The 22,429-nt window shown below is 72.5% G+C and carries 1 protein-coding gene; it reads right to left on the bottom strand.

Going from position 1 to position 22,429, the window contains the following annotated elements; translation table 11 throughout:
* Positions 1-11 precede the first annotated feature (11 nt).
* Positions 12-22,376: a non-ribosomal peptide synthase/polyketide synthase gene (locus HMPREF0591_RS16935; RefSeq protein ID WP_007169839.1), complete on the bottom strand. Its 22,365-nt coding sequence runs from the start codon at positions 22,374-22,376 to the stop codon at positions 12-14.
* Positions 22,377-22,429 lie beyond the last annotated feature (53 nt).

The following is a 22,429-nucleotide window of genomic DNA, read 5'->3' as shown; positions in this document are numbered from 1 at the left end:
GAGCGCGGCCGTTATCCGGCGCGCTCCCCGGGCAGCTTCCCGTCCCGCGGCGCGTGCGGGCCACCGTGGGCCAGTTCCAGCCGGCGCTCGGCGAGGACGAGCAGGTGCCTGAGCCGTTGTCCGTACAGGCCCACGGCGTCGTTGGTCAGCATGTCGTCGTGCGCGCAGTCCACCGCATACGCGAGGACGTCGCCGGAGACGTAGGGCCGCCAGGAGCGCACCAAAAATGCCCCGCGCTCGTCTTCGTCGCGGCCGGCCGAGAAGACGGTGATGTCCCCACGGAAGACGCCCGGCTCGTGACTGCGGTACCGCGCGACGTTGTCGCGCGCGTTCCCGGCGACCAGCTCGAGAAGCCGCTCGGATCGCGAGGCCCCGGGTTCGGCGCCCAGGGCGCCGTCCGGCAGGGCGGCTCCGTCGACCTCGCCGTCCATGACGGGTTGGGCGTCGAGCAGGATCAGGCGCGAGACCACGCATCCGCGGCGCTGCAGCTCGACCGCGACATCGTGGGCCACCACCCCGCCGAACGACCAGCCGAGCAGGTTGTAGGGGCCCGAGGGGTAGATCGCCTGGATCCGGTCGGCGTAGTTCTGCGCCATCTCGCGGATCGACCGCGGCTCGGGTTCGCCGTCGGCCAGGGCCTGCTGGATCCCGACGAGCGGGCAGTCCAGGTACGTGCCGAGCACCTGATAGGGCCAGCTCACTCCGCCCGCCGGGTGGAGGCAGAACACCGGGATGCCGGCGCCGCGCTTCAGCGTCTGGATGGGGACGATCTCCTCGGGCGACGTCGTGTCGGTGCCCAGTCGTTGGCTCAGGTCCCGCACCGTGGGCGCGTCGAACAGCGTGCGCACCGCGAGGTCGACGGCCAGGTGGGCGTTGATCGTGGCGATCAGGCGCATCGCGGAGATGCTGTCACCGCCGAGGTCGAAGAACGAGTCGTCGACGCCCACCCGGTCGGCGCCGAGCACCTGGGCGAACAGGCCGGCCAGGATTTCCTCGGTCGCGTTGGACGGGGCCCGGTACCCGCGGCCGGTGTATTCCGGCGCCGGCAGGGCGCGGGTGTCGAGTTTGCCGTTGGGGGTCAGCGGCAGCGCGTCGAGTCCGAGCACGGCCGCCGGAACCATGTAGACGGGTAGCCGTCCGGCCAGCGCGGTGCGCGCCTCGGCGGGGTCGGCCGTGCCGGTGATGTAGCCGACCAGGCGTTTGTCGCCGGGGCGGTCCTCGCGGGCGATCACGACGGCCTGGTCGACGCCGTCCAGCCGGGCCAGCGCGGCCTGGACCTCGCCCAGTTCGATGCGGTAGCCGCGGATCTTGACCTGCTCGTCGGCCCGGCCCACGTACACCAGTTGGCCGTCGGCGCCCCAGAACACCAGGTCGCCGGTGCGGTACATGCGCGCGCCGGGCTCGCCGAACGGGCAGGCCACGAACCGGGACCCGGTCAGGCCGGCGCGTCCCAGGTAGCCCGCGGCCACGCCGCTGCCGGCCACGTACAGCTCGCCGACGACCCCGGGCGCCACCGGCCGCAACCAGCCGTCGAGCACGAACAACGCCGCGCCGGGCACCGGTGAGCCGATCGGCGGGGTGCCCGAGCCGGCCGCGAGCGGCGCGCTGATCGCCACGCACATCGTGGTCTCGGTCGGGCCGTAGGCGTTGACCATCACCCGGCCGGGCGCGAAGCGATCGACGACCTCGGGCGGGCAGGCCTCCCCGGCCATCACCAGCGACACCGAGTCCAGCCCGGCCGGGTCCAGCATCGCCACCGCCGACGGGGTCTGGGTCAACACGCTGACCCCCTCGTCGAGCAGCAGGGCGCGGAAGTCCTGGGGTGAGCGCACCACGGCCTCCGGAACCACCACGACGCGCCCGCCGCGCAGCAGCGGGGCGAAGATCTCCCACACCGACACGTCGAAGGCGTACGAGTGGCACTGGGTCCACACGCCGGGGGCCGGGAGGCCGGCGTCGAGCGAGCCGATCAGCCGGGTCACGTTGCGGTGGGTGACCGCGACGCCCTTGGGCGCGCCGGTCGTCCCCGACGTGTAGATGAGGTACGCGACGCCGTCGGCCTCGGGTGCCGGCAGCGCGGTCGGCGGCTGGCGGTCGATCCGCGGGTCCTCGATGTCGATGACCCGGACGTCGCTCTCGTCCAGCCGCGACCGCAGTCCCGCGGTGGTGACCGCGGCGACCGGCGCGGCGTCGGCGAGCATGAACCGGATCCGGGCGCCCGGGGCGGCGGGGTCGATCGGCAGGTACGCCGCCCCAGTCTTGAGCACGGCGAGGATCGCCACGATCGCCTGCGCCGACCGCGAGAACAGCAGCGCCACGGACGTTCCGGGGCCCGCGCCCTCGGCGGCCAGCAGGTGCGCCAGCCGGTTGGCCGCCTCGTCCAGCTCCCGGTAGGTCATCGACAGGTCGGCCCAGCCGATCGCCGGCGCATCCGGGCGGCGCGCGACCTGGTCGGCGAACATATCCGTGATCGAGACCGGGTCGGGCGCCGGGCGGCTCAGCACCGCCCGGTGGCCGACGTCGTCGAGGCGGGCGTGCTCCGCCCCGTCGAGCAGGTCGACCGACGAGAGCCGCCGGGCCGGGTCGGCGGTCATCGCGACCAGCACCCGCTCCAGCCGCTTGGTGAGCGCCTCGACGGTGTGCTCGTCGAAGAGGCCGGCGTCGTATTCCACCCGCAGGCCGATGCGGTCGCCGGAGAGGGCGGCTTGCATCGTCAGCGGGTAGTGGTTGCGTTCGAACACGTTGAAGTCGGTGATGGACAGCTCGTGGTTGACCGCCATCGCGGACGTTTCCAGCGGATAGTTCTCGTAGGCGAACAGCGTGTCGAACAGCTTCTCGTGGCCGGTGATCCGGTGGATTTCGCTCAGCGACAGGTGCTCGTGCTCGAGCGTGTCGTTGTGGGCGCTCTGCAGCTGGTCCAGCAGATCGGCGGTGCTGGTCGCCGGGGTGATGCGGGCGCGCACCGGGATCGTGTTGATCAGCAGGCCCACCATCGACTCGGCGCCGGCGACCTCGGCCGACCGGCCGGAGACTGTCGTCCCGAACGCGACGTCGTAGTTGCCCGTCAGCCAGGTCAGCAGCTGCGCCCAGGCCGCCTGCAGCACGGTGCTCACGGTGGTCTGGCAGGACCGCGCCAGTTCGCCGAGCGCGCGGGTGGTCTCGGCCGACACCGCGACCGTCGTGAGGCCGCGCGCCGCCGGCTGCATTGCGTGCGGCGGCCCGACCAGCGACGGGGTGTCGAAGCCGGCGAGCACCTCGCCCCACGCCGCCCGCGCGGCATCGAGGTCGCGGTCGGCCAGCCAGGTGACGAAGTTGCGATACGGCGGGGCCGGAGCCAGCCGCTGCCCGGTGAGGCTGGCGAACGTCTCGTTCACCAGGATGGGCACCGACCAGCCGTCCAGCACGACGTGGTGAATGGTGAGCACCAGCCGGTGCCGGTTCTCCGCGGTGCGGACCATCGCCACCCGGAACGCGGGCCGGTCGGCCAGGTCGCACACCGCGGCGCGCTCGGCCGCGCACAGCTCCCGGATCCGCTCGTCGGGGTCGGTGCCGCCGTCGAGCTCGACGTACCGCCACGCCATCACGGGGTCCGCGGGGATGATCTGCACCGGCTCGTCGAACTGGTCGCAGAATTGGGCGACGAGGTGGGGATGCCGGTCGACCACCGCCTGCACCGCATCGCGCAGCCGGTCCCGGTCCAGCGGGCCGCTGACGCTCATGTCGAGCTGCACCACGTACAGGTCGCCGGAATCCTGGCCGCCCCGGGTGGTGGTGGCGTGGAAGAGCAGCCCCTCCTGCAGGGGGGTCAACGGCAGGATGTCGGCGATGCCGGTCCGCCGCTCGAGCTCGTCGATCTGCCGCTGGGTCAGCCGGGCCGGCAGGACGTCCGACGGGGTCAACCCGCCGCCGCCGGAGCGCACGTGGGCGCAGATGCCGGCCAGCGCCTCGAACCACAGCCGGCTCAGCCGGGTGACCTGCTCGCGGTCCAGCGCCGAGGGGGCCCACGTCCAGTTGGCGTGCAGCCGCGGGCCTTCCTCGGTGTCGGCGGTGCCGGCGTTGAGGTCCACGGTGTGCATCAGCGGCATGGGCACCGCGGTGCTGGTGGCGGTGGTCGACGAGCCGTCGCGGGAAATGCGCCACAACTCGTCCGACATCTCGGCCGCCGCGCCGCCCAACCGGCCCAGGTAGTTGAAGCCGATGGTGGGGTCGGCGCCGTCGAGGTCGACGTCGGCGTTGAGGTAGCGCAGCAGCCCGTAGGTCAGCGGATCGGGCAGCGCCCGCAGCTGTTCTTTGGCGGCCTTGAGCGCCGCCCCCAGCGCCGGATCGCCGGAAAGCACCTGCGCCCAAGGCATTTCAGCGACGCTCAGGGCCACCGGGTATTTGGTGGTGAACCAGCCGACGGTGCGCGACAGGTCCACCCCGGCGCCCAGCTCCTCGTGGCGGCCGTGGCCCTCCACGTCGATGCCCACCGGCGCGTCGCCCGTTTCCAGGAACTCGGCCCAGGCCAGGGCGTAACCGATCAGCAGGATGTCGTTGATCCCGGCGTGGAACGCCGCGGGCGCCTCGCCGAGCAGGGTGCGGGTGGTCTCGACGTCGAGCTGCACCGAGAGGTGTTCGGCGGTCTCGTAGGTGTCGATCTCGGGCCGCACGGCCGGCAGTGCGGGCGGGGTCGCGGCGATCCGCTTCCAGGCGCCGGCCTGTCCGGCGACGTCCGGGGCGTGCGCGTGCTCGGCCAGCAGGGCGGCCCAGCGGGCGAACGACGTGCCGCCCGGCGGCAGCGCCACCGGCTGCCCCCCGCGGTGCTGGGCCCAGGCGATGTTCAAGTCCTCCAACAGGATTCGCCAGGACACCCCGTCGACGGCCAGGTGGTGAATGATCAGCACCAGCTGACCGGTCCCGGCCGCCCACAGCGCGCTGAGCATCACCCCGCGGGCCGGGTCCAGCCGGGACCGCGCCGCGAGTACCGCCGCTTCGGACAGGTCGTCCACGGTCCGCAGGCGTTCGGCGGCGTCCACCGAGCCCGCCTCGGGCACCGTCAGCGCCCAGCCGTCGGCGCCGTCGTCCAGGCGCAGCCGGAGCATGGCGTGGCGGTCCAGCAGGGCCTGCAACACGGCCACCACGTCGGCCTCGGTCACCCCGGCGGGCGCCGCCACGACCATCGTCTGGTTGAACTCCTCGACCGGGCCGTCCACGCCTTCCAGCCACCGGATGATCGGCGTCGCGGGCAGCGCGCCGGTGCCCTCGTCGGTCGCGTCGGCGTCGCCGTCGGCCACGCCCACCACCCGGGCCAGCCGGGCCACCGTCTGCTCGACGAAGATGTCACGCGTCCTGCAGGTCAGGCCGGCGGCGCGCGCCCGGGTCACCACCTGCATCGACGAAATGCTGTCCCCGCCAAGGTCGAAGAACGAGTCGTCCACCCCGATCCGCTCCACGCCCAACACCTGGGCGTAGATGCCGGCCAGGATCTCCTCGACCGGGGTGCCCGGCGCCCGGTAGCGGTCGGCGTCGGAGTATTCGGGGGCGGGCAGGGCGCGGGCGTCGAGCTTGCCGTTGGGTGTCAGGGGCAGCGCGTCCAGCGTCACCACGGCCACCGGGACCATGTACGCGGGCAGCCGGTCGGCCAGCCGGGCGCGCAGCTCGGCGGGGTCCGCCTTGCCGGTGATGTAGCCGACCAGCCGCTTATCCCCCGGCCGGTCCTCGCGGGCGACGACGGCCGCCTGCCGCACCCCGCGCAGCTCGGCCAGCGCCGCCTGGATTTCGCCGAGTTCGATGCGGTAGCCGCGGATCTTGACCTGCTCGTCGGCCCGGCCCAGGTACTGCAGCTGCCCGTCGGCGCCCCAGCAGACCAGGTCGCCGGTGCGGTACATGCGGTCGCCGGGCCCGCCGAACGGGCACGCGACGAAGCGCGACGCCGTCAGCGCCGCACGGCGCCAGTAGCCGCGGGCCAGCCCGCCGCCGGCCACGTACAGCTCGCCGACCACGCCGGGCGGCACCGGCCGCAGGTACTCGTCGAGCACGAACAACGCCGCGCCGGCCACCGGGGAGCCGATCGGCACCACGCCCGACCCGGGGGTCAGCGGCGCGCTGATGGCGGCGTACACGGTCGCCTCGGTGGGGCCGTAGGCGTTGATCATCACCCGCCCGGACGTCGCCCATCGGTCCACCAGGTCGGTCGGGCAGGCCTCGCCGGCGACCACCAGTGCGGCCGACTCCAGCCCCGCCGGGTCCAACATCGCTGCGGCGGAAGGGGTTTGGCTGAGCACGCTGACGCCCTCGCCGACGAGCAGCGCGTGCAGGTCCTCCGGGGAGCGGACCACCGCGTCGGGGACCACCACCAGGCGGCCACCGCGCAGCAGCGCACCGAAGATCTCCCACACCGACACGTCGAAGCCGTAGGAATGCCACTGCGACCACACCCCGGCGTCCGGCAGGCGGGCGTCCACGGACGCCATCAGCCCGGTGACGCTGCGGTGGCTGACCGCCACGCCCTTGGGCACACCGGTGGTCCCCGAGGTGTAGATGAGGTAGGCGACGTCCTCGGCGCTCGGGGCCGGCAACGCGGTGGCGGGCTGGGTCTCGACGGCCGGATCGTCGACGTCGATGACCGCGACGTCGTGCTCGTCCAGGCGGTCGGCCAGGTCGGCGGTGGTGAGCGCGGCGACCGGCGCGGCGTCGGCGAGCATGAAGCCGATGCGGGCCGCCGGGTGCGCGGGGTCGACGGGCAGGTAGGCCGCCCCCGTCTTGAGCGCCGCCAGGATCGCCACGATCGCCTCGGCCGACCGGTTGAACAGCAACGCCACGGTGTGCCCGGGCCCGGCGCCGCGGCCGGCCAGCAGGTGCGCCAACCGGTTGGCGGCCTCGTCGAGCTCTCGGTATGTCCAGGTCCGGGCGCCGCAGCCGAGCGCCGGCGCGTCCGGCGTGCGCGCCACCTGGGCGGCGAACGCTGCGGGGATGGACAGGGGCTCGGCGGCCGGCGCGGTGAGCGCGGCGCGGTGGCCGAGCTCCTCCAGCCGGGCGCGTTCCGCCGCGTCGAGCAGGTCGACCGACGACACGGTGCGGGCGGGATCGGTGGTCATCGCCGCCAGCACCCGCTGCAGCCGCTCGACCAGCGTCTCGATGCTCTCGGCGTCGAACACGTCGGTGCGGAATTCCACCCGCCCGCCGATGCCGCCGGGCTCGTTGCCCTCGGTCCAGCGCTCGGCCAGCGAGAACGTCAGGTCCATGCGGGCGACCTGGGTGTCCAGCGGTATGGAGCTGACCCGCACGTCGCCCAGCGCCAGCCCGGTCGCGGCGTCGTTGTCCTGCCCGCCGAAGTTCTGCCACGCCAGCATCACCTGGATCAGCGGGTGGTGGGTGAGGCTGCGGGTCGGGTTGACCCGCTCCACCAGCACCTCGAAGGGCACGTCCTGGTGCTCGAAGGCCTCCAGGCTGCGCGTGCGCACCCGGTCCAGCAGCTCGGCGAAGGTGGGGTCGCCCGCCACGTCCACACGCAGCACCAGGGTGTTGACGAAGAAGCCGACCAGGTCGTCGAGGGCGGGGTCGCGGCGCCCGGCGATCGGGAAGCCCACGGCCACATCGGAAGTCGCGCCGACCTTGGAGAGCAGCACGGCCAGGGCGGCCTGCACCACCATGAAGCTGGTCGCGTTGTGTTCGCGGGCCACCGCGGCGACCTGCTGCTGCAGGTCCGCCGGCCAGTCGATGGGGACCGAGGCCCCGCGCTGGTCGGCGACCTGCGGGTAGGGCCGATCGGTGGGCAGCTGCAACCGCTCGGGCATGCCGGCCAAGGCGTCTTCCCAGTAGGCCAGCTGCGCGGCGATGCGGCTGTCGCTGTCCTTCAGGTCGCCGAACTGGTCGCGTTGCCACAGGGTGTAATCCACGTACTGGACGGGCAATTCGGCCCACTCGGGGCTCTGGCCCGCGCACCGGCTGGCGTAGGCGACGCCGAGGTCGGCGGCCAGCGGCCGCAGCGACCAGCCGTCGGCGGCGATGTGGTGCACCACCGCCACCAGCACGTGCTCGTCGTCGGCGACGCGGAACAGCCAGGCGCGTAACGGGATATCGGTCGACAGGTCGAACGTGTCGCGGGCGGCGGCCTTGACGGCGTCGTCCAGCCGGCTCGCCGGCCAGCCGCCGGCGTCGATCACCCGCCAGCCGAAATCGGCTTGCTCCGCGGGGACGACCACTTGCTGCGGGGTTCCGTCGGGTGCGGCGAAGACAGTGCGCAGGCTTTCGTGGCGGGCGACGACGTCGGCCAGCGCCGCGCCGAGGGCTTGCGCGTCGAGCCGGCCGCGCAGCCGCATCGCGGCGGCCATGTTGTAAACCGGTGAGGGGCCTTGCAATTGGTCGAGGAACCACAGCCGGCTCTGGGCGAACGACAGCGGCACGACCGCGGGGCGAGGCCCGGCCACCAGCGGCTCGAGCCGCCCGGTGCCCTCACCGATTCTCGGTGCCAGCTGGGCGATCGTGGGTGCCTCGAACAGGGCACGCACGGAGAGGTACTCGTCGAGATCGGTGTTGACGGCCGCGATCAGGCGCATCGCGGAAATGCTGTCGCCGCCGAGGTCGAAGAAGGATTGGTCGATGCCGACGCGGTCGACGCCGAGGACTTGGGCGTAGATGCCGGCCAGGATTTCCTCGGTGGGTGTGCTCGGGGCGCGATATCCCGTGCCGTGGTATTCGGGGGCGGGCAGCGCGCGGGTGTCGAGTTTGCCGTTGACCGTCATCGGCAGTTCGGGTAGCGCCACGATCGCGGCGGGGACCATGTAGCCCGGCAGCCGCTCGGCCAGCGCGGCGCGCAGCGCGGCCGGCTCCGCACTGCCGGTCAGGTAGCCGACCAGGCGCTTGTCGCCGGGGCGGTCCTCACGCACCACCACCACCGCCTGCTCGACCCCATCCAGGGCGGCCAGCGTCGATTGGATCTCGCCGATCTCGATGCGATACCCGCGGATCTTGACCTGCGCATCCGCACGCCCCACATAGCGCAGCTGCCCATCAGCCCCCCAGCACACCAAATCCCCGGTGCGATACATCCGGGCCCCCGGCGCCCCGAACGGGCACGCCACAAACCGCGACCCGGTCAACCCCGCGCGGCGCACATAACCCAGGCCGACCCCGCGCCCGGCCACATACAACTCCCCGACCACCCCGACCGGGGTCGGCCGCAGCCAGCCATCGAGCACAAACAGCGCCGTCCCGGGCACCGCCGACCCGGTCGGCGGCGCCCCACCCTTGGCCGCCAACGGTGTGCTGGCCGTGGCGAAAATCGTGGTCTCGGTCGGCCCGTACACGTTGACCATCACCCGCCCCGGCGCCCACCGGTCCACCACCTCGGCCGGCACCGGTTCGGCGCCGATCACCAACGCCGTGCCCTCCAACCCCTGCGGCGAGAGCATCCGCACCGCCGCCGGGGTCTGACTCAACACCGTGACCCGCTCGGTCACCAACAGCGCATGGAAGTCCTTGGGCGAGCGGGCCACCGCCTCGGGCACCACCACCAGCCGCCCCCCATGCAGCAACGCCCCCCAGATCTCCCACACCGAGAAATCAAAGGCATACGAATGGAACTGGGTCCACACCTGACCCGACCCCAACACCACCCCGACCTCAGGGGCGTCGAACAACCGGGTCACATTGGCGTGGCTGACCGCCACCCCCTTGGGCACCCCCGTGGTGCCCGACGTGTAAATGATGTGCGCCACATCCTCGGGCTCGGGCCCCGGCGCCGGCGCCGTGGCCGGCTGCCCGGCCAGCGCCGGACTGTGCACGTCGATGACCGGCAGCACATACCCGGCCAGCTTCTCGGCCAGCGCCGCGGTGGTCAGCGCGGCCACCGGCGCGGTGTCGGAAAGCATGAACTCGATCCGCGCCGCCGGCAACGCCGGGTCGATCGGCAGATACGCCGCCCCGGTCTTGAGGACCGCCAGGATCGCCACGATCGCCTCGGTCGACCGCGACAACACCACCGCCACCGACGCACCGGGGCCCGCACCCCGCTCGATCAGCACATGCGCCAACCGATTCGCCGACTCCTCCAACTCCCCATACGTCAACGACCCACCCGCACACGACACCGCTACCGCATCCGGAGTCCGCACCACCTGCGCGGCGAACAACCCCGGAATCGACACCGGCACCCACGACCGGGCCAGAACCGCGCGATTACCCATCTCCTCCAGCAGACGATGCTCGGCGGCGTCCAGCGCGTCCGTCGCCGAGAGCGGTCGGCCGGGGTCGGTGGTCATGGCGTCCAGCACCCGCCGCAGCCGGTCGATCAGCGTCGCGACCGCGTCGGCGTCGAACACGTCGGTGTCGTGTTCGACGCGGAGACGCATTTCGGGTCCCGGCTGGGCCTGGATGGTCAGCGGGTAGTGGGTGGATTCCCGGCTGGCGATGTCGGTGATGGACAGCTCGTGGTCGCCCGACAGGGCGGCGGCGTCGATCGGGTAGTTCTCGTAGGCGAACAGCGTGTCGAACAGCTTGTCCTGACCGGTGATCCGGTGAATCTCGTTGAGCGCCAGGTGCTGGTGATCGAGCGTGTGGTTGTGGGCGCGCTGCAGCTGCTCGAGCAGCTCGGCGGCCGTGGTCGTCGGGGTGAGGGTGGCCCGCACGGGCACGGTGTTGATCAGCAGGCCGACCATCGTTTCCGCGCCGGGGATCTCGGCCGGCCTGCCCGAGACGGTGGTGCCGAACACGACGTCGTGCTGGCCGGTCAGCCAGCACAGCAGTTGGGCGTAGGCCGCCTGCAGCACCGTGTTGACGGTGGTGTGGCACGAGCGGGCCAGCTCGCCGGCGGCCCGGGTGAGTTCGGCGGGCAGCGTGAAGCTCTGCACGCCCTGCTCCCCCGGCCGCAGTTGGTCCTGGCGGCCGACCAGGGCGGGGGCGTCGAAACCGGCGAACACCTCACCCCAGGCGGCGCGCGCGGCGTCGCGGTCGCGGGCGGCCAGCCAGCTGACGAAGCTGCGGTAGGGCGCCGCGGCGGGCAAACGCTGACCGTAGTAAGCGGCGAAGATGTCGCCGAGCAGGATGGGCATCGACCAGCCGTCGAGCACGACGTGGTGGTTGGTCAGCACCAGCCGGTGGCGGTCGGTTCCGGTGCGGATCAAGGCGACCCGGAAGGGCGGCTGGTTGGCGAGGTCGCAGACGGCGGCGCGCTCGGCGGCGCAGAGCCGCCGGATGCGCTCGTCGGCGCCGGGGCCGTCCTCCAGTTCGAGGTACTGCCAGGCGGGCGCGGGGTCGGCCGTGATCACTTGCACCGGCTCGTCGAACTGGTCGAAGAAGCGGGCCACCAGGTTCGGGTGGCGCTTCACGACCGCGTGCACGGCCTCGCGCAGGCGGTCGGGGTCCAGCGGCCCGGTGACGCCGATGTCGAGTTGTCCCGCGTAGAGGTCGGTGGCGTCCTCGCGGCCGCCGCGCACGGTGTGGGCGTGGAAGAGGAGCCCCTGCTGCACCGGGGTCAGCGGCAGCACGTCGGCGATGCGGTGTTGCCGTTGCAGCCGGTCGATCTGCTGCTGGCTCAGGCGGGCGGGCGCGATGTCCGACGGGGTCAGTCCGCCGCCGCCGGAGCGCACGTGGGCGCAGATGCCGGCCAGCGCCTCGAACCACAACCGGCTCAGCCGGCGGACCAGGTCCTCGTCCAGGGCGGAGGGCGCCCACGTCCAATTGGCGTGCAGGCGCGGGCCGTCCGCGGTGTCGACGGTGGCCGCGTTGAGCTCGAGGGTGTGCATCAGCGGCATGGGGATGGCCGCGGCGGCGGCGGTGACGGCGTCCTGCACCGGTCGCCACATCTCGTCGGTGAGCTCGGCCGAGCCGCCTTGGCGCCCAAGGTAATTGAACCCGATAGGCGGGTCGGCGGCGTCGAGGCCGGTCGCGTGGGCCAGGTGGCGCAGCAGCCCGTAGCCCAGCGGGTCCGGGAGGGCGCGCAGCTGTTCCTTGGCGTCCTTGAGGGCCGCGCCCAGGGACGTGTCGCCGGAAACCACTTGCGCCCAGCGCAGCTCGGCCGGCGTCAACGATGCCGGATATTTGGCGGTGAACCATCCCACGGTGCGCGACAGGTCGAGGTCGCGGCCGAGCTCTTCGTCGCGGCCGTGGGACTCGACGTCGATGCCGATCGGCGCGCCGCCGGTGCCCAAAAATTCCGCCACCGCCAGGGCGAACGCGATGAGCAGGATGTCCTGGACGCCGGCGTGGAAGGCGGCCGGCACCGCGCCGAGCAGCATGCCGGTGGTCTCGGGGTCGAGCTCCGCCGAGAGGTGTCCGGCGGTGGCGAAGGTGTCCGTCTCGGGGCGCACCGCGGGGAGCGCGGCGGGGGTCGCCGCCACCCGCTGCCAGGCGTCCAGCTGGTCGACGACGTCGGGGTGGCTCGCGCGCTCGGCCAGCCGGGACGCCCACCGGGCGAAGGACGTGCCCGCCGCGGGCAACGCCACCGGCTGGCCCGCCCGGTGCTGTGCCCATGCGATGTTCAAGTCTTCCAACAGGATTCGCCAGGACACGCCGTCGACGGCGAGGTGGTGGATGATCACCACCAACTGGCCGGTGGAGCCGGCCCACAGGGCGCTGAGCATGGCTCCGGCCGCCGGGTTCAGCCGCGAGCGGGCCTCGGCGACCGCCGCGTCGGTCAGCTCGCCCACGGTGTGCAGGCAGTCGCGGGCGTCCACGGAGCCCGCCTCGGGCACCGTGAGCGACCAGTCGCCGCCGGCGTCGTCCACGCGCAGGCGCAGCATGCCGTGCCGGTCGAGCAGGGCCTGCAGCACCGCCAGCGCGTCGGCCTCGCCGGCCCCGGCGGGGGCCTGCACCAGCATGGCCTGGTTGAACTGGTCGACCGGCCCGGCCACGTCGCGCAGCCAGCGCATGATCGGGGTGGCCGCGACCGGCCCGACGCCCTCGTCGGCCACGTCGGCCGCCGCGTCGGCCACCTCGGCTACGCGGGCCAGCCGGGCGACGGTCTGCTCGACGAAGATGTCGCGGGTCCGGCAGATCAGCCCGGCGGCGCGGGCCCGCGTGACCACCTGCATCGACGAGATGCTGTCGCCGCCGAGGTCGAAGAAGGAGTCGTCGACCCCGACCCGGTCGAGCCCCAGCACCTGGGCGTAGATGCCGGCGAGGATCTCCTCGACGGCGTTGTCCGGGGCGCGGTACTGGTCGGCGTCGGAGTATTCCGGTGCGGGCAGGGCGCGGGTGTCGAGTTTGCCGTTCGGCGTGAGCGGCAGCGCGTCGAGCGTCACCACGGCGGTGGGGATCATGTACGCGGGCAACCGCTCGGCCAGTGCGGCGCGGGCCCCGGCCGGGTCGGCCGTTCCGGTGATGTAGGCGACCAGGCGCTTGTCACCGGGGCGGTCCTCGCGGGCGACGACCACCGCCTGCTCCACTCCGTCCAGCCAGGCCAGCGCGGCCCGCACCTCGCCGAGCTCGATGCGGTACCCGCGGATCTTGACCTGCTCGTCGGCGCGGCCCAGGTAGTCCAGCTGTCCGTCGGCGCGCCAGCGCACCAGGTCGCCGGTGCGGTACATGCGGGTGCCGGCGCCACCGAAGGGGCACGCCACGAACCGTGCCGCGGTGAGCCCCGCGCGCCGCCAGTATCCGCAGGCCACCCCGGCACCGGCCACGTACAGCTCGCCGACCACGCCGGCCGGCACCGGCCGCAGCCGCCCGTCGAGCACGAACAACGCGTTCCCGGGCACCGGTGATCCGATCGGCACCACACCGGATTCGACGGACTCCGCCGTGAGCGGCTCGCTGACCGCCGCGTAGACGGTGGCCTCGGTCGGGCCGTAGGCGTTGATCATCGCCCGGTCCGGACCCCAGCGGTCGACCAGCTCGGCCGGACACGCTTCGCCCGCCACCACCAGGGCGACGGAGTCCAGCCCCTCGGGCGGCAGCATCGCGGCCGCCGACGGCGTCTGGCTCAGCACGCTGACCCCTTCGGCGACCAGCAGCGCGTGGCAGTCTTCGGGCGAGCGCGCCACGGTTTCGGGCACCACGACCAGCCGCCCGCCGTGCAGGAGCGCGCCGAAGATCTCGTGGACCGAGACGTCGAAGGCCAGGGAATGCCATTGCGACCACACCCCGGCGCGCGGCAGGCCGGCGTCCATGCGCGCCAGCAGCTGGGTCGCGTTCCGGTGGGTGACCGCGACGCCCTTGGGGACACCGGTGGTGCCCGACGTGTAGATGAGGTAGGCGATGTCCTCCGGCCCCGGTGCCGTGAGCGCCGCAGCGCGGGCGGTGTCGATGTCGCCGACGTCGATGACGGGCACGTCGTGGCCGATCAGCCGGTCGGCCAGGTCGGCGGTGGTGACGACGGCCAGCGGCGCGGCGTCGGAGAGCACGAAGCCGATCCGGGACTCCGGCAGCGCCGGGTCGATCGGCAGGTAGGCCGCCCCGGACTTGAGGACCGCCAGGATCGCCACGATGGCCTCGGCCGAACGGGAGAACAGCAGGGCCACGGACTCTCCCGGGCCGGCCCCGCGGCCGGCCAGCACGCCCGCCAACCGGTTCGCGGCCTCGTCCAGCTCGCGGTAGGTCATCGACCGGCCGGCGCACGCGAGGGCCACCGCCTCCGGCGTGCGGGCCACCTGCGCGGCGAACAGCGCCGGGATGGATACCGGCGCGGCCGCCGGCGCCGTGAGCACCGCCCGGTTCCCGATCCGGTCGAGGTGGGCGTGCTCGGCCTCGTCGAGCAGATCCAGCGAGGACAGCGGCCGGGCGGGGTCGACGGTCATTGCCGTCAGGACCCGCTGCAGCCGCGCGACGAGCGCGGCGATGCTGTCCGCGTCGAAGACGTCGGTGCGGAATTCGACGGTCCCGCCGATCCCGGCGGGCTCCCCGGCCTCGCTCCAGCGCTCGGCCAGCGAGAAGGTCAGGTCCATGCGGGCGGTCTGGGTGTCCACGGGTATCGGCGCGATCTCCACGTCGCCCAGGGACAGGCCGGCGACCGGGCCGGCGTCCTGTCCGGCGAAGTTCTGCCACGCCAGCATCACCTGGACGAGGGGGTGGTGGGTCAGGCTTCGGGCCGGGTTGAGCCGCTCGACGAGCACCTCGAACGGCACGTCCTGGTTTTCGTACGCGGCCAGGCTGCGCTGGCGCACCTGGGCCAGCAGGTCGGTGAAGGTCGGGTCGCCGGTCACGTCGACGCGCAACACCAGGGTGTTGACGAAGAACCCGACCAGCTCGTCGAGCGCGGGGTCGCGCCGCCCGGCGATCGGGAAGCCCACCGCCACATCGGAACTGGCGCTGATCTTGGACAGCAGCACCGCCAGCGCGCTCTGCACCACCATGAAGCTGGTGGCGTTGTGCTTGCGGGCGAGCGCGCCGACCCGCTGCTGCAGTTCGGCGGGCCAGGCGATTTCGACGGTGGCGCCGCGCTGGTCGGCCACCAGCGGGTAGGGCCGGTCGGCGGGCAGTTGCACCCGGTCGGGCATCCCGGCCAGGGCTTCTTCCCAGTAGGCCAGCTGGGCGGCGATGGGGCTCTCGCGGTCGTCCAGGTCGCCGAACTGTGCGCGCTGCCACAGCGTGTAATCGACGTATTGCACCTCCAGCGGCGCCCAGCCGGGGGCCTGCCCGGCGCAGCGGCTGGCATAGGCCATGCCGAGATCGCGCACCAGCGGGGTGATCGACATCCCGTCGGCGGCGATGTGGTGGACCACGGCCACCAGCACGTGTTCGTCCTCGTCGACGCGGAAAAGCTCAGCGCGCAGCGGGATTTCGGCCGCGAGGTCGAAGGTGTACCGCGCGGCGTCGCCGATGGCCTCGTCGAGCTGGCCGGCCGACCAGGCGGTGGCGTCGACGATCTCCCAGCCGAAGTCGGCCTGTTCGACGGGGGTGACCAGCTGCTGTGGCGTGCCCTCGGGCGCCGCGATCAGGGTGCGCAAGCTCTCGTGGCGGGCCACCACGTCGGCCAGCGCCGCGCCGAGCGCGTCGGCGTCGAGCCGGCCGCGCAGCCGCAGCGCGGCCGCCATGTTGTAAACCGGTGACGGGCCTTGCAATTGGTCGAGGAACCACAACCGGTTCTGCGCGAACGACAACGGCACCACGGCGGGCCGGTCGGCGGCCACCAACGGCTCCAGGCCGCCGCCGCCCTCCCCGATCCGCAGCGCGAGCTGCGCGACCGTGGGCGCCTCGAACACGACGCGGACTTGGAGGCCGGCGTTCAGGTTGGTGTTGACGGCGGCGATCAGGCCCATCGCCGAGATACTTTCGCCGCCGAGTTCGAAGAAGGAGTCGTCGGTGCTGACGCGGTCGAGGCCCAGGACGTCGGCGAAGATGGCGGCCAGGATTTCTTCGGTGGGGGTTTGGGGGGCGTGGTAGTCGCCGCTGCTGTAGTCCGGGGCCGGCAGCGCGCGAATGTCCAGCTTGCCGTTGGCGGTCAGCGGCACCCGGTCCAGGCCCACGATCGCCGTGGGCACCATGAACCCCGGCAACCGCGCCGACAACTGGGCGCGCAACACCTCGACGTCGGCGCCACCGGTGACATAACCCACCAGCCGCTTATCCCCGGGGCGATCCTCACGCGCGATCACCACCGCCTGCTCCACCCCAGCCAACGCACTCAACGCGGCCTGGATCTCCCCCAACTCGATGCGATACCCACGGATCTTGACCTGCTCATCGGCACGCCCCAGATACCGCAACTGCCCATCAGCACCCCAACACGCCAAATCCCCGGTCCGATACATCCGCAGCCCCGCCGCCCCGAACGGACACGCCACAAACCGCGACCCGGTCAACCCGGCCCGACCCAGATACCCCGCCGCGACCCCGGCCCCGGCCACATACAACTCCCCGACCACCCCGGGCGGCACCGGCCGCAACCAACCATCGAGCACCAACAACCCCGCCCCGGGCACCGGGGACCCGATCGGCGGCACCCCCGAACCCGGCCCCAGCGGGGCGCTGATCGCCACACACATCGTGGTCTCGGTCGGCCCATAAGCATTGACCAGCACCCGCCCCGGCGCCCAGCGATCCACCACCTCAGCCGGACACGCCTCGCCGGCCAACACCACCGCCACCTCATCGAGCCCGCCGGGATCGAGCATCGCAATCGCCGACGGCGTCTGGGTCAACACCGACACCCGCTCGCCGATCAGCACCGCGCGCAACTCCTCGGGCGCTCGCGCGGTGTCCTCATCGACGATCACCAACCGCCCACCCCGCAACAACGGCGCGAAAATCTCCCACACCGACACATCGAAAGCCAGCGAATGCGCATGCGACCACACCCCCGGCACCGGCAAACCCGCACCCAACGCACCCAGCAACGCCGTCACGTTGCGATGCGTCACCCCAACACCTTTGGGCACACCCGTGGTCCCCGAGGTGTAAATCACATACGCCAAACCCTCAGCGTCAGGCTCGGGCAACCCGATATCGGGCTCGGCGTCGATACCCGCATCATCGACATCGATCACCACCACCGCATGCCCGTCGAGCCGCCCGGCCAACGCCGCGGTACTGAGCGCGACCACCGGCTCGGCATCACCGAGCACGAACCCGATCCGCGCATCCGGCGACGAAGGATCGATCGGCAGATACGCCGCCCCCGTCTTGAGCACCGCCATCATCGCCGCGACCGCCTCGGCCGACCGCGAAAACAACAACGCCACAGTCTGACCCGGCCCCACACCCCGAGAAACCAGATGATGCGCCAACCGATTCGACGCCACATCCAACTCGCGATACGTCACCGACAAGCCACCACACGTCAGCGCCACCGCCCCCGGCGCCTCAGCCACCCGCGCGGCAAACAACGACGGCACCGACACGGACGTTGACGGCGGGTCGGTCAGAACCGCTTGATTGCCAAACCCTTCCAGGCGTGCGCGTTCCCCGTCGTCGAGCAGGTCGACCGAGGACAACGCCTGGCCGGGGTCGGCGGTCAGCGCCGCCAGCACCCGCCGCAGCCGGCCGATCAACGCCTCGACGGTGTCCGCGTCGAACACATCGGTGCGGAACTCCACCCGCCCGCCGATGCCGGCGGCCTCGCCGGTTTCGGTCCAGCGCTCGGCCAGCGAGAACACCAAATCCATGCGGGCCGATTGGGTGTCGACGGGCACGGAGCTGACCTCGAGGTCGCCCAGCGCCAAGCCGGCGGCCGGGTCGTCGTGCCCGGCGAAGTTCTGCCAGGCCAACATCACCTGCACCAGCGGGTGGTGGGTCAGGCTCCGGACCGGGTTGAGCCGCTCCACCAGCAGCTCGAACGGCACGTCCTGGTGTTCGAAGGCCTCCAGGCTGCGTGCCTGGACCCGGCCCAGCAGTTCGGCGAGGCTGGGGTTGCCGCCGAGGTCGACCCGCAGGACCAGGGTGTTGACGAAGAAGCCGACCAGCTGGTCGAGAGCGCGGTCGCGCCGGCCGGCGATCGGGAAGCCCACCGAAACATCCGTGCTGGCAATGACTTTCGACAGCAGGACGGCCAGGGCGGCCTGCACCACCATGAAGGTGGTCGCGTTGTGTTCGCGGGCCACGCGCCGGACCTGCTGCTGCAGCTCGGCCGGCCAGTCGACGACCACGCTGGAGCCGCGCTGGTCGGCGACGGGCGGGTAGGGGCGGTCGGTGGGCAGTTCCAGCCGCTCGGGCATCCCGGCCAGGGCCTCTTCCCAGTAGGCCAGCTGGGCGGCGATGGGGCTCTCGCTGTCGTCCAGGTCGCCGAATTGCGCCCGCTGCCACAGCGTGTAGTCGACGTACTGCACCGGCAGGTCGGCCCATCCGGGCGCCCGCCCGGCGGACCGGGCGGCGTACGCCACGCTGAGGTCGGCGGCCAACGGGGTGAGCGACAGGCCGTCCGCCGCGATGTGATGCACCACGATCACCAGCAGGTGTTCCCGCTCGTCGAGCGCGAACAGCTTTGCCCGTAGCGGGATTTCGCTCGCCAGGTCGAAGGTGTGGGCGGTGGTCTCCGCGATGACGCCGTCCAGTTCGCCGGCCGGGAGACCGGTGGCGTCGACCACGTCCCAACCGAAATCGGCCCGCTCGGCGGCGAGCACCACCTGCTCGGGGGTGCCCTCGCGCGCGGGGAACAGCGTGCGCAGGCTCTCGTGGCGGCCGACCACGTCGGCCAGCGCCGCCCGCAGCGCGTCGGCGTCGAGGGGCCCGCCCAACCGCAGCGCGGCCGCCATGTTGTAAACCGGTGACGGGCCCTGCAATTGCTGGATGAACCACAACCGGTTCTGGGCGAACGACAGCGGGATCACCGCCGGGCGCTCGCCGGCCACCAGCGGCGCCAGCCGGCCCGCGCCCTCGTCGATGCGGGGTGCCAGCTGTGCGACCGTCGGCGCCTCGAACACGACCCGCACCGGGAGGTCGGTATCCAGCGCGGCGTTGACCGCCGAGATCAGCCGCATCGTGGACAGTGAGTCGCCGCCGAGGTCGAAGAAGGAGTCGTCGGCGCCGACGCGCTCGACGCCGAGCACGTCGGCGAAGATGCCCGCCAGGATCTCCTCGGTCGCGGTGGCCGGGGCGCGGTAGTTGGCGGTGTCCCGGTAGTCCGGCGCGGGCAGGGCACGGGTGTCGAGCTTTCCGTTGACGGTCATGGGCAGCGCGGGCAACACGACGACCGCGGCCGGGACCATGTAGGCGGGGAGCCGCTCGGCCACCGCGGCGCGGGCCGCGCCCGCGTCGGCCGTGCCGGTGACGTAACCCACCAGGCGCTTGTCGCCGGGGCGGTCCTCACGGGCGACGACCACCGCCTGCTCGACCCCGTCCACTGCGCTGAGGGCGGCCTGGATCTCGCCGAGTTCGATGCGGTAGCCGCGGATCTTGACCTGCTCGTCGGCGCGGCCCAGGTAACGCAGCTGCCCGTCGGTGCCCCAGCACACCAGGTCGCCGGTGCGGTACATGCGGGTCCCGGGTGCGCCGAACGGGCAGGCCATGAAGCGCGACGCGGTCAGGGCGGATCGGCGCCAGTACCCGACGCCGACGCCGTCGCCGGCCAGGTACAGCTCGCCGACCACCCCGGCCGGCACCGGCCGCAGCCATTCGTCCAGCACGAAGAACGCCGCCCGGGTGACCGGGGAGCCGATCGGCGGGAAGCCTGATCCGGCGTCCAGCGGCGCGCTCTTGCACGCCCACATCGTGGTTTCGGTTGGGCCGTAGACGTTTACCATCACGCGGCCGGGGGCCCAGCGGTCCACCAGTTCGGGCGGGCAGGGCTCCGCGCCGATCACCAGCGCGGTCGCGTCCAGGCCGTCGGTGGGCAGCAACCCCACCGCCGACGGCGTCTGGGTCAGCACCGTGGCGCCCTCCCGCACCAGCAGCGCGTGGAACTCTTCGGGCGAGCGCGACACCGACTCGGGCACCACGACCAGGCGCCCACCGTGCAGCAGGGCGCCCCAGATCTCCCACACCGAGAAGTCGAAGGCATACGAGTGGAACTGCGTCCACACCTGTTCCGGCGTCAGCTCGATGCCGATCCGCAGCGAATCGAAGAGCTGCGCGACGTTGTGTTGGGTTACCGCAACGCCTTTGGGCACGCCGGTGGTGCCGGAGGTGTAGATGACGTGCGCCAGGTCGTCGGGGCCCGGCCCCGGTGGCGCCGTGCCGGGCTGGTCGTCGACGGCCGGGTCGTCGGCGTCGATCACGGCCAGGTCGAACCCGTCCAGCCGGCCGGCCAGCGCGGCGGTGGTGACCGCGGCGATCGGCGCGGCGTCGGTGAGCATGAACTCCATCCGGGCCGCCGGCAGCGCCGGATCGATGGGCAGGTAGGCGGCCCCGGATTTGAGCGCGGCGACGATCGCCACGATCGCCTGCGCCGACCGCGGGAACAGCAGCGCCACCCGCTCGCCCGGTCGGGCTCCGTGCCGGATCATCAAGTGCGCCAACCGGTTCGCCGCCTCGTCGAGCTCCCGGTATGTCATCGATCGGCCGTCGCAGACCAGCGCCACCGCGTCGGGCGTGCGGGCGGCCTGCGCGGCGAACAGCGCCGGAACCGACACCGGCGTCGCCGGGCGAGCCAGCACTCCCGTGTTACCCCACCGCTGCAGCCGGGCGTGCTCACCGGCGTCCAGCAGGTCGACCGTCGACAGGCGCCGCGCCGGATCCGAGGTGACCGCCGCCAGCAGCCGCTGCAGCCGCTCGATCAACGACACCACGGTGTCCGCGTCGTACACGTCGGTGCGGTATTCCGCGGTGACGCCGATGCCAGCGTGCCGGCCGGCCTCGGTCCAGCGGTCGGCCAGCGAGAACGTCAAATCCATGCGCGCCGTGTGGGTTTCCACCGGCATCGGCGTGGCCTGGACGTCGCCCAGGGCCAGCGTGGCGGTGGGGTTGGTGTCGTAGCCCGGGAAGTTCTCCCAGCCCAGCAGCACCTGGATCAGCGGGTGATGGGTGAGGCTGCGGGTCGGGTTCAGCCGGTCCACCAGGAACTCGAACGGCACGTCCTGGTGCTCGAAGGCGGCCAGGCTGCGCCGTCGCACCTGGGCCAGCAGTTCGGCGAAGGTCGGATCCCCACCGAGCTCTTTCAGGTCCACCCGCAACACCAGGGTGTTGACGAAGAACCCGACCAGCTCGTCGAGTGCGGGGTCGCGCCGCCCGGCGATCGGGAAGCCCACGGCGACGTCGTCGCTCGCGGTGATCTTGGCGAGCAACGCGGCGAACGCGGCCTGGATGACCATGAAGCTGGTCGCGTTGTGCTCGCGCGCTACCCGGCGGATCTGCTGCTGCAACTCCGTCGGCCAGTCCACGGCCAGCCGGGCGCCGCGGTGGTCGGCGACCGGCGGGTAGGGCCGATCGGTGGGCAGCTGCAGCAGTTCGGGCATCCCGGCCAGGGTTTCTTCCCAGAAGTCCAACTGCGCGGCGATGCGGCTGTCGCTGTCCTCCAGCTCCCCGAACTGCGCGCGCTGCCACAGCGTGAAGTCGACGTACTGCACCGACAGCGGGGCCCAGTCGGGCTCCCGGCCCGCGCAGCGGCTGGCGTACGCCACCCCCAGGTCACGCGCCAGCGGGGCGATCGACCAGCCGTCCGCGGCGATGTGGTGCACCACGGCGACCAGCACGTGCTCGTCGTCGTCGGTGGTGAAAAGCTCTGCGTGGATGGGGATTTCGTTGGCCAGGTCGAAAGTGTGACCGGCCGCCGCGTCCATGGCTTCGCGCAGCCGGCCTTCGGTCCACCCGCGGGCATCGACGGTGCCGAAGCCCAGGCGGGCGCGTTCCGGGGGAAGCACCACCTGCTGCGGTATCCCGTCGGCCGACGCGAACACCGTGCGCAGGCTTTCGTGGCGGCCCACCACGTCGGCGAGCGCCGCGCCGAACGCGCCGGTGTCGACGCGCCCGCGCAGCCGCAAGGCCACCGCGATGTTGTAGACCGGCGACGGGCCCTGGAACTGGTCGATGAACCACAACCGGTTCTGCGCGAACGACAACGGAATGACCGCGGGCCGCTCCGCGGCCACCAGCGGATCCAGCCGGCCCGCGCGTCCCCGCCGACCAACGGCGCGAGCTCGGC

Source organism: Mycobacterium parascrofulaceum ATCC BAA-614 (assembly GCF_000164135.1).
GTDB lineage: Bacteria > Actinomycetota > Actinomycetes > Mycobacteriales > Mycobacteriaceae > Mycobacterium > Mycobacterium parascrofulaceum.
Note: the sequence above shows the minus strand (reverse complement) of the source record. Positions and strands in the feature narration are given on the sequence as shown.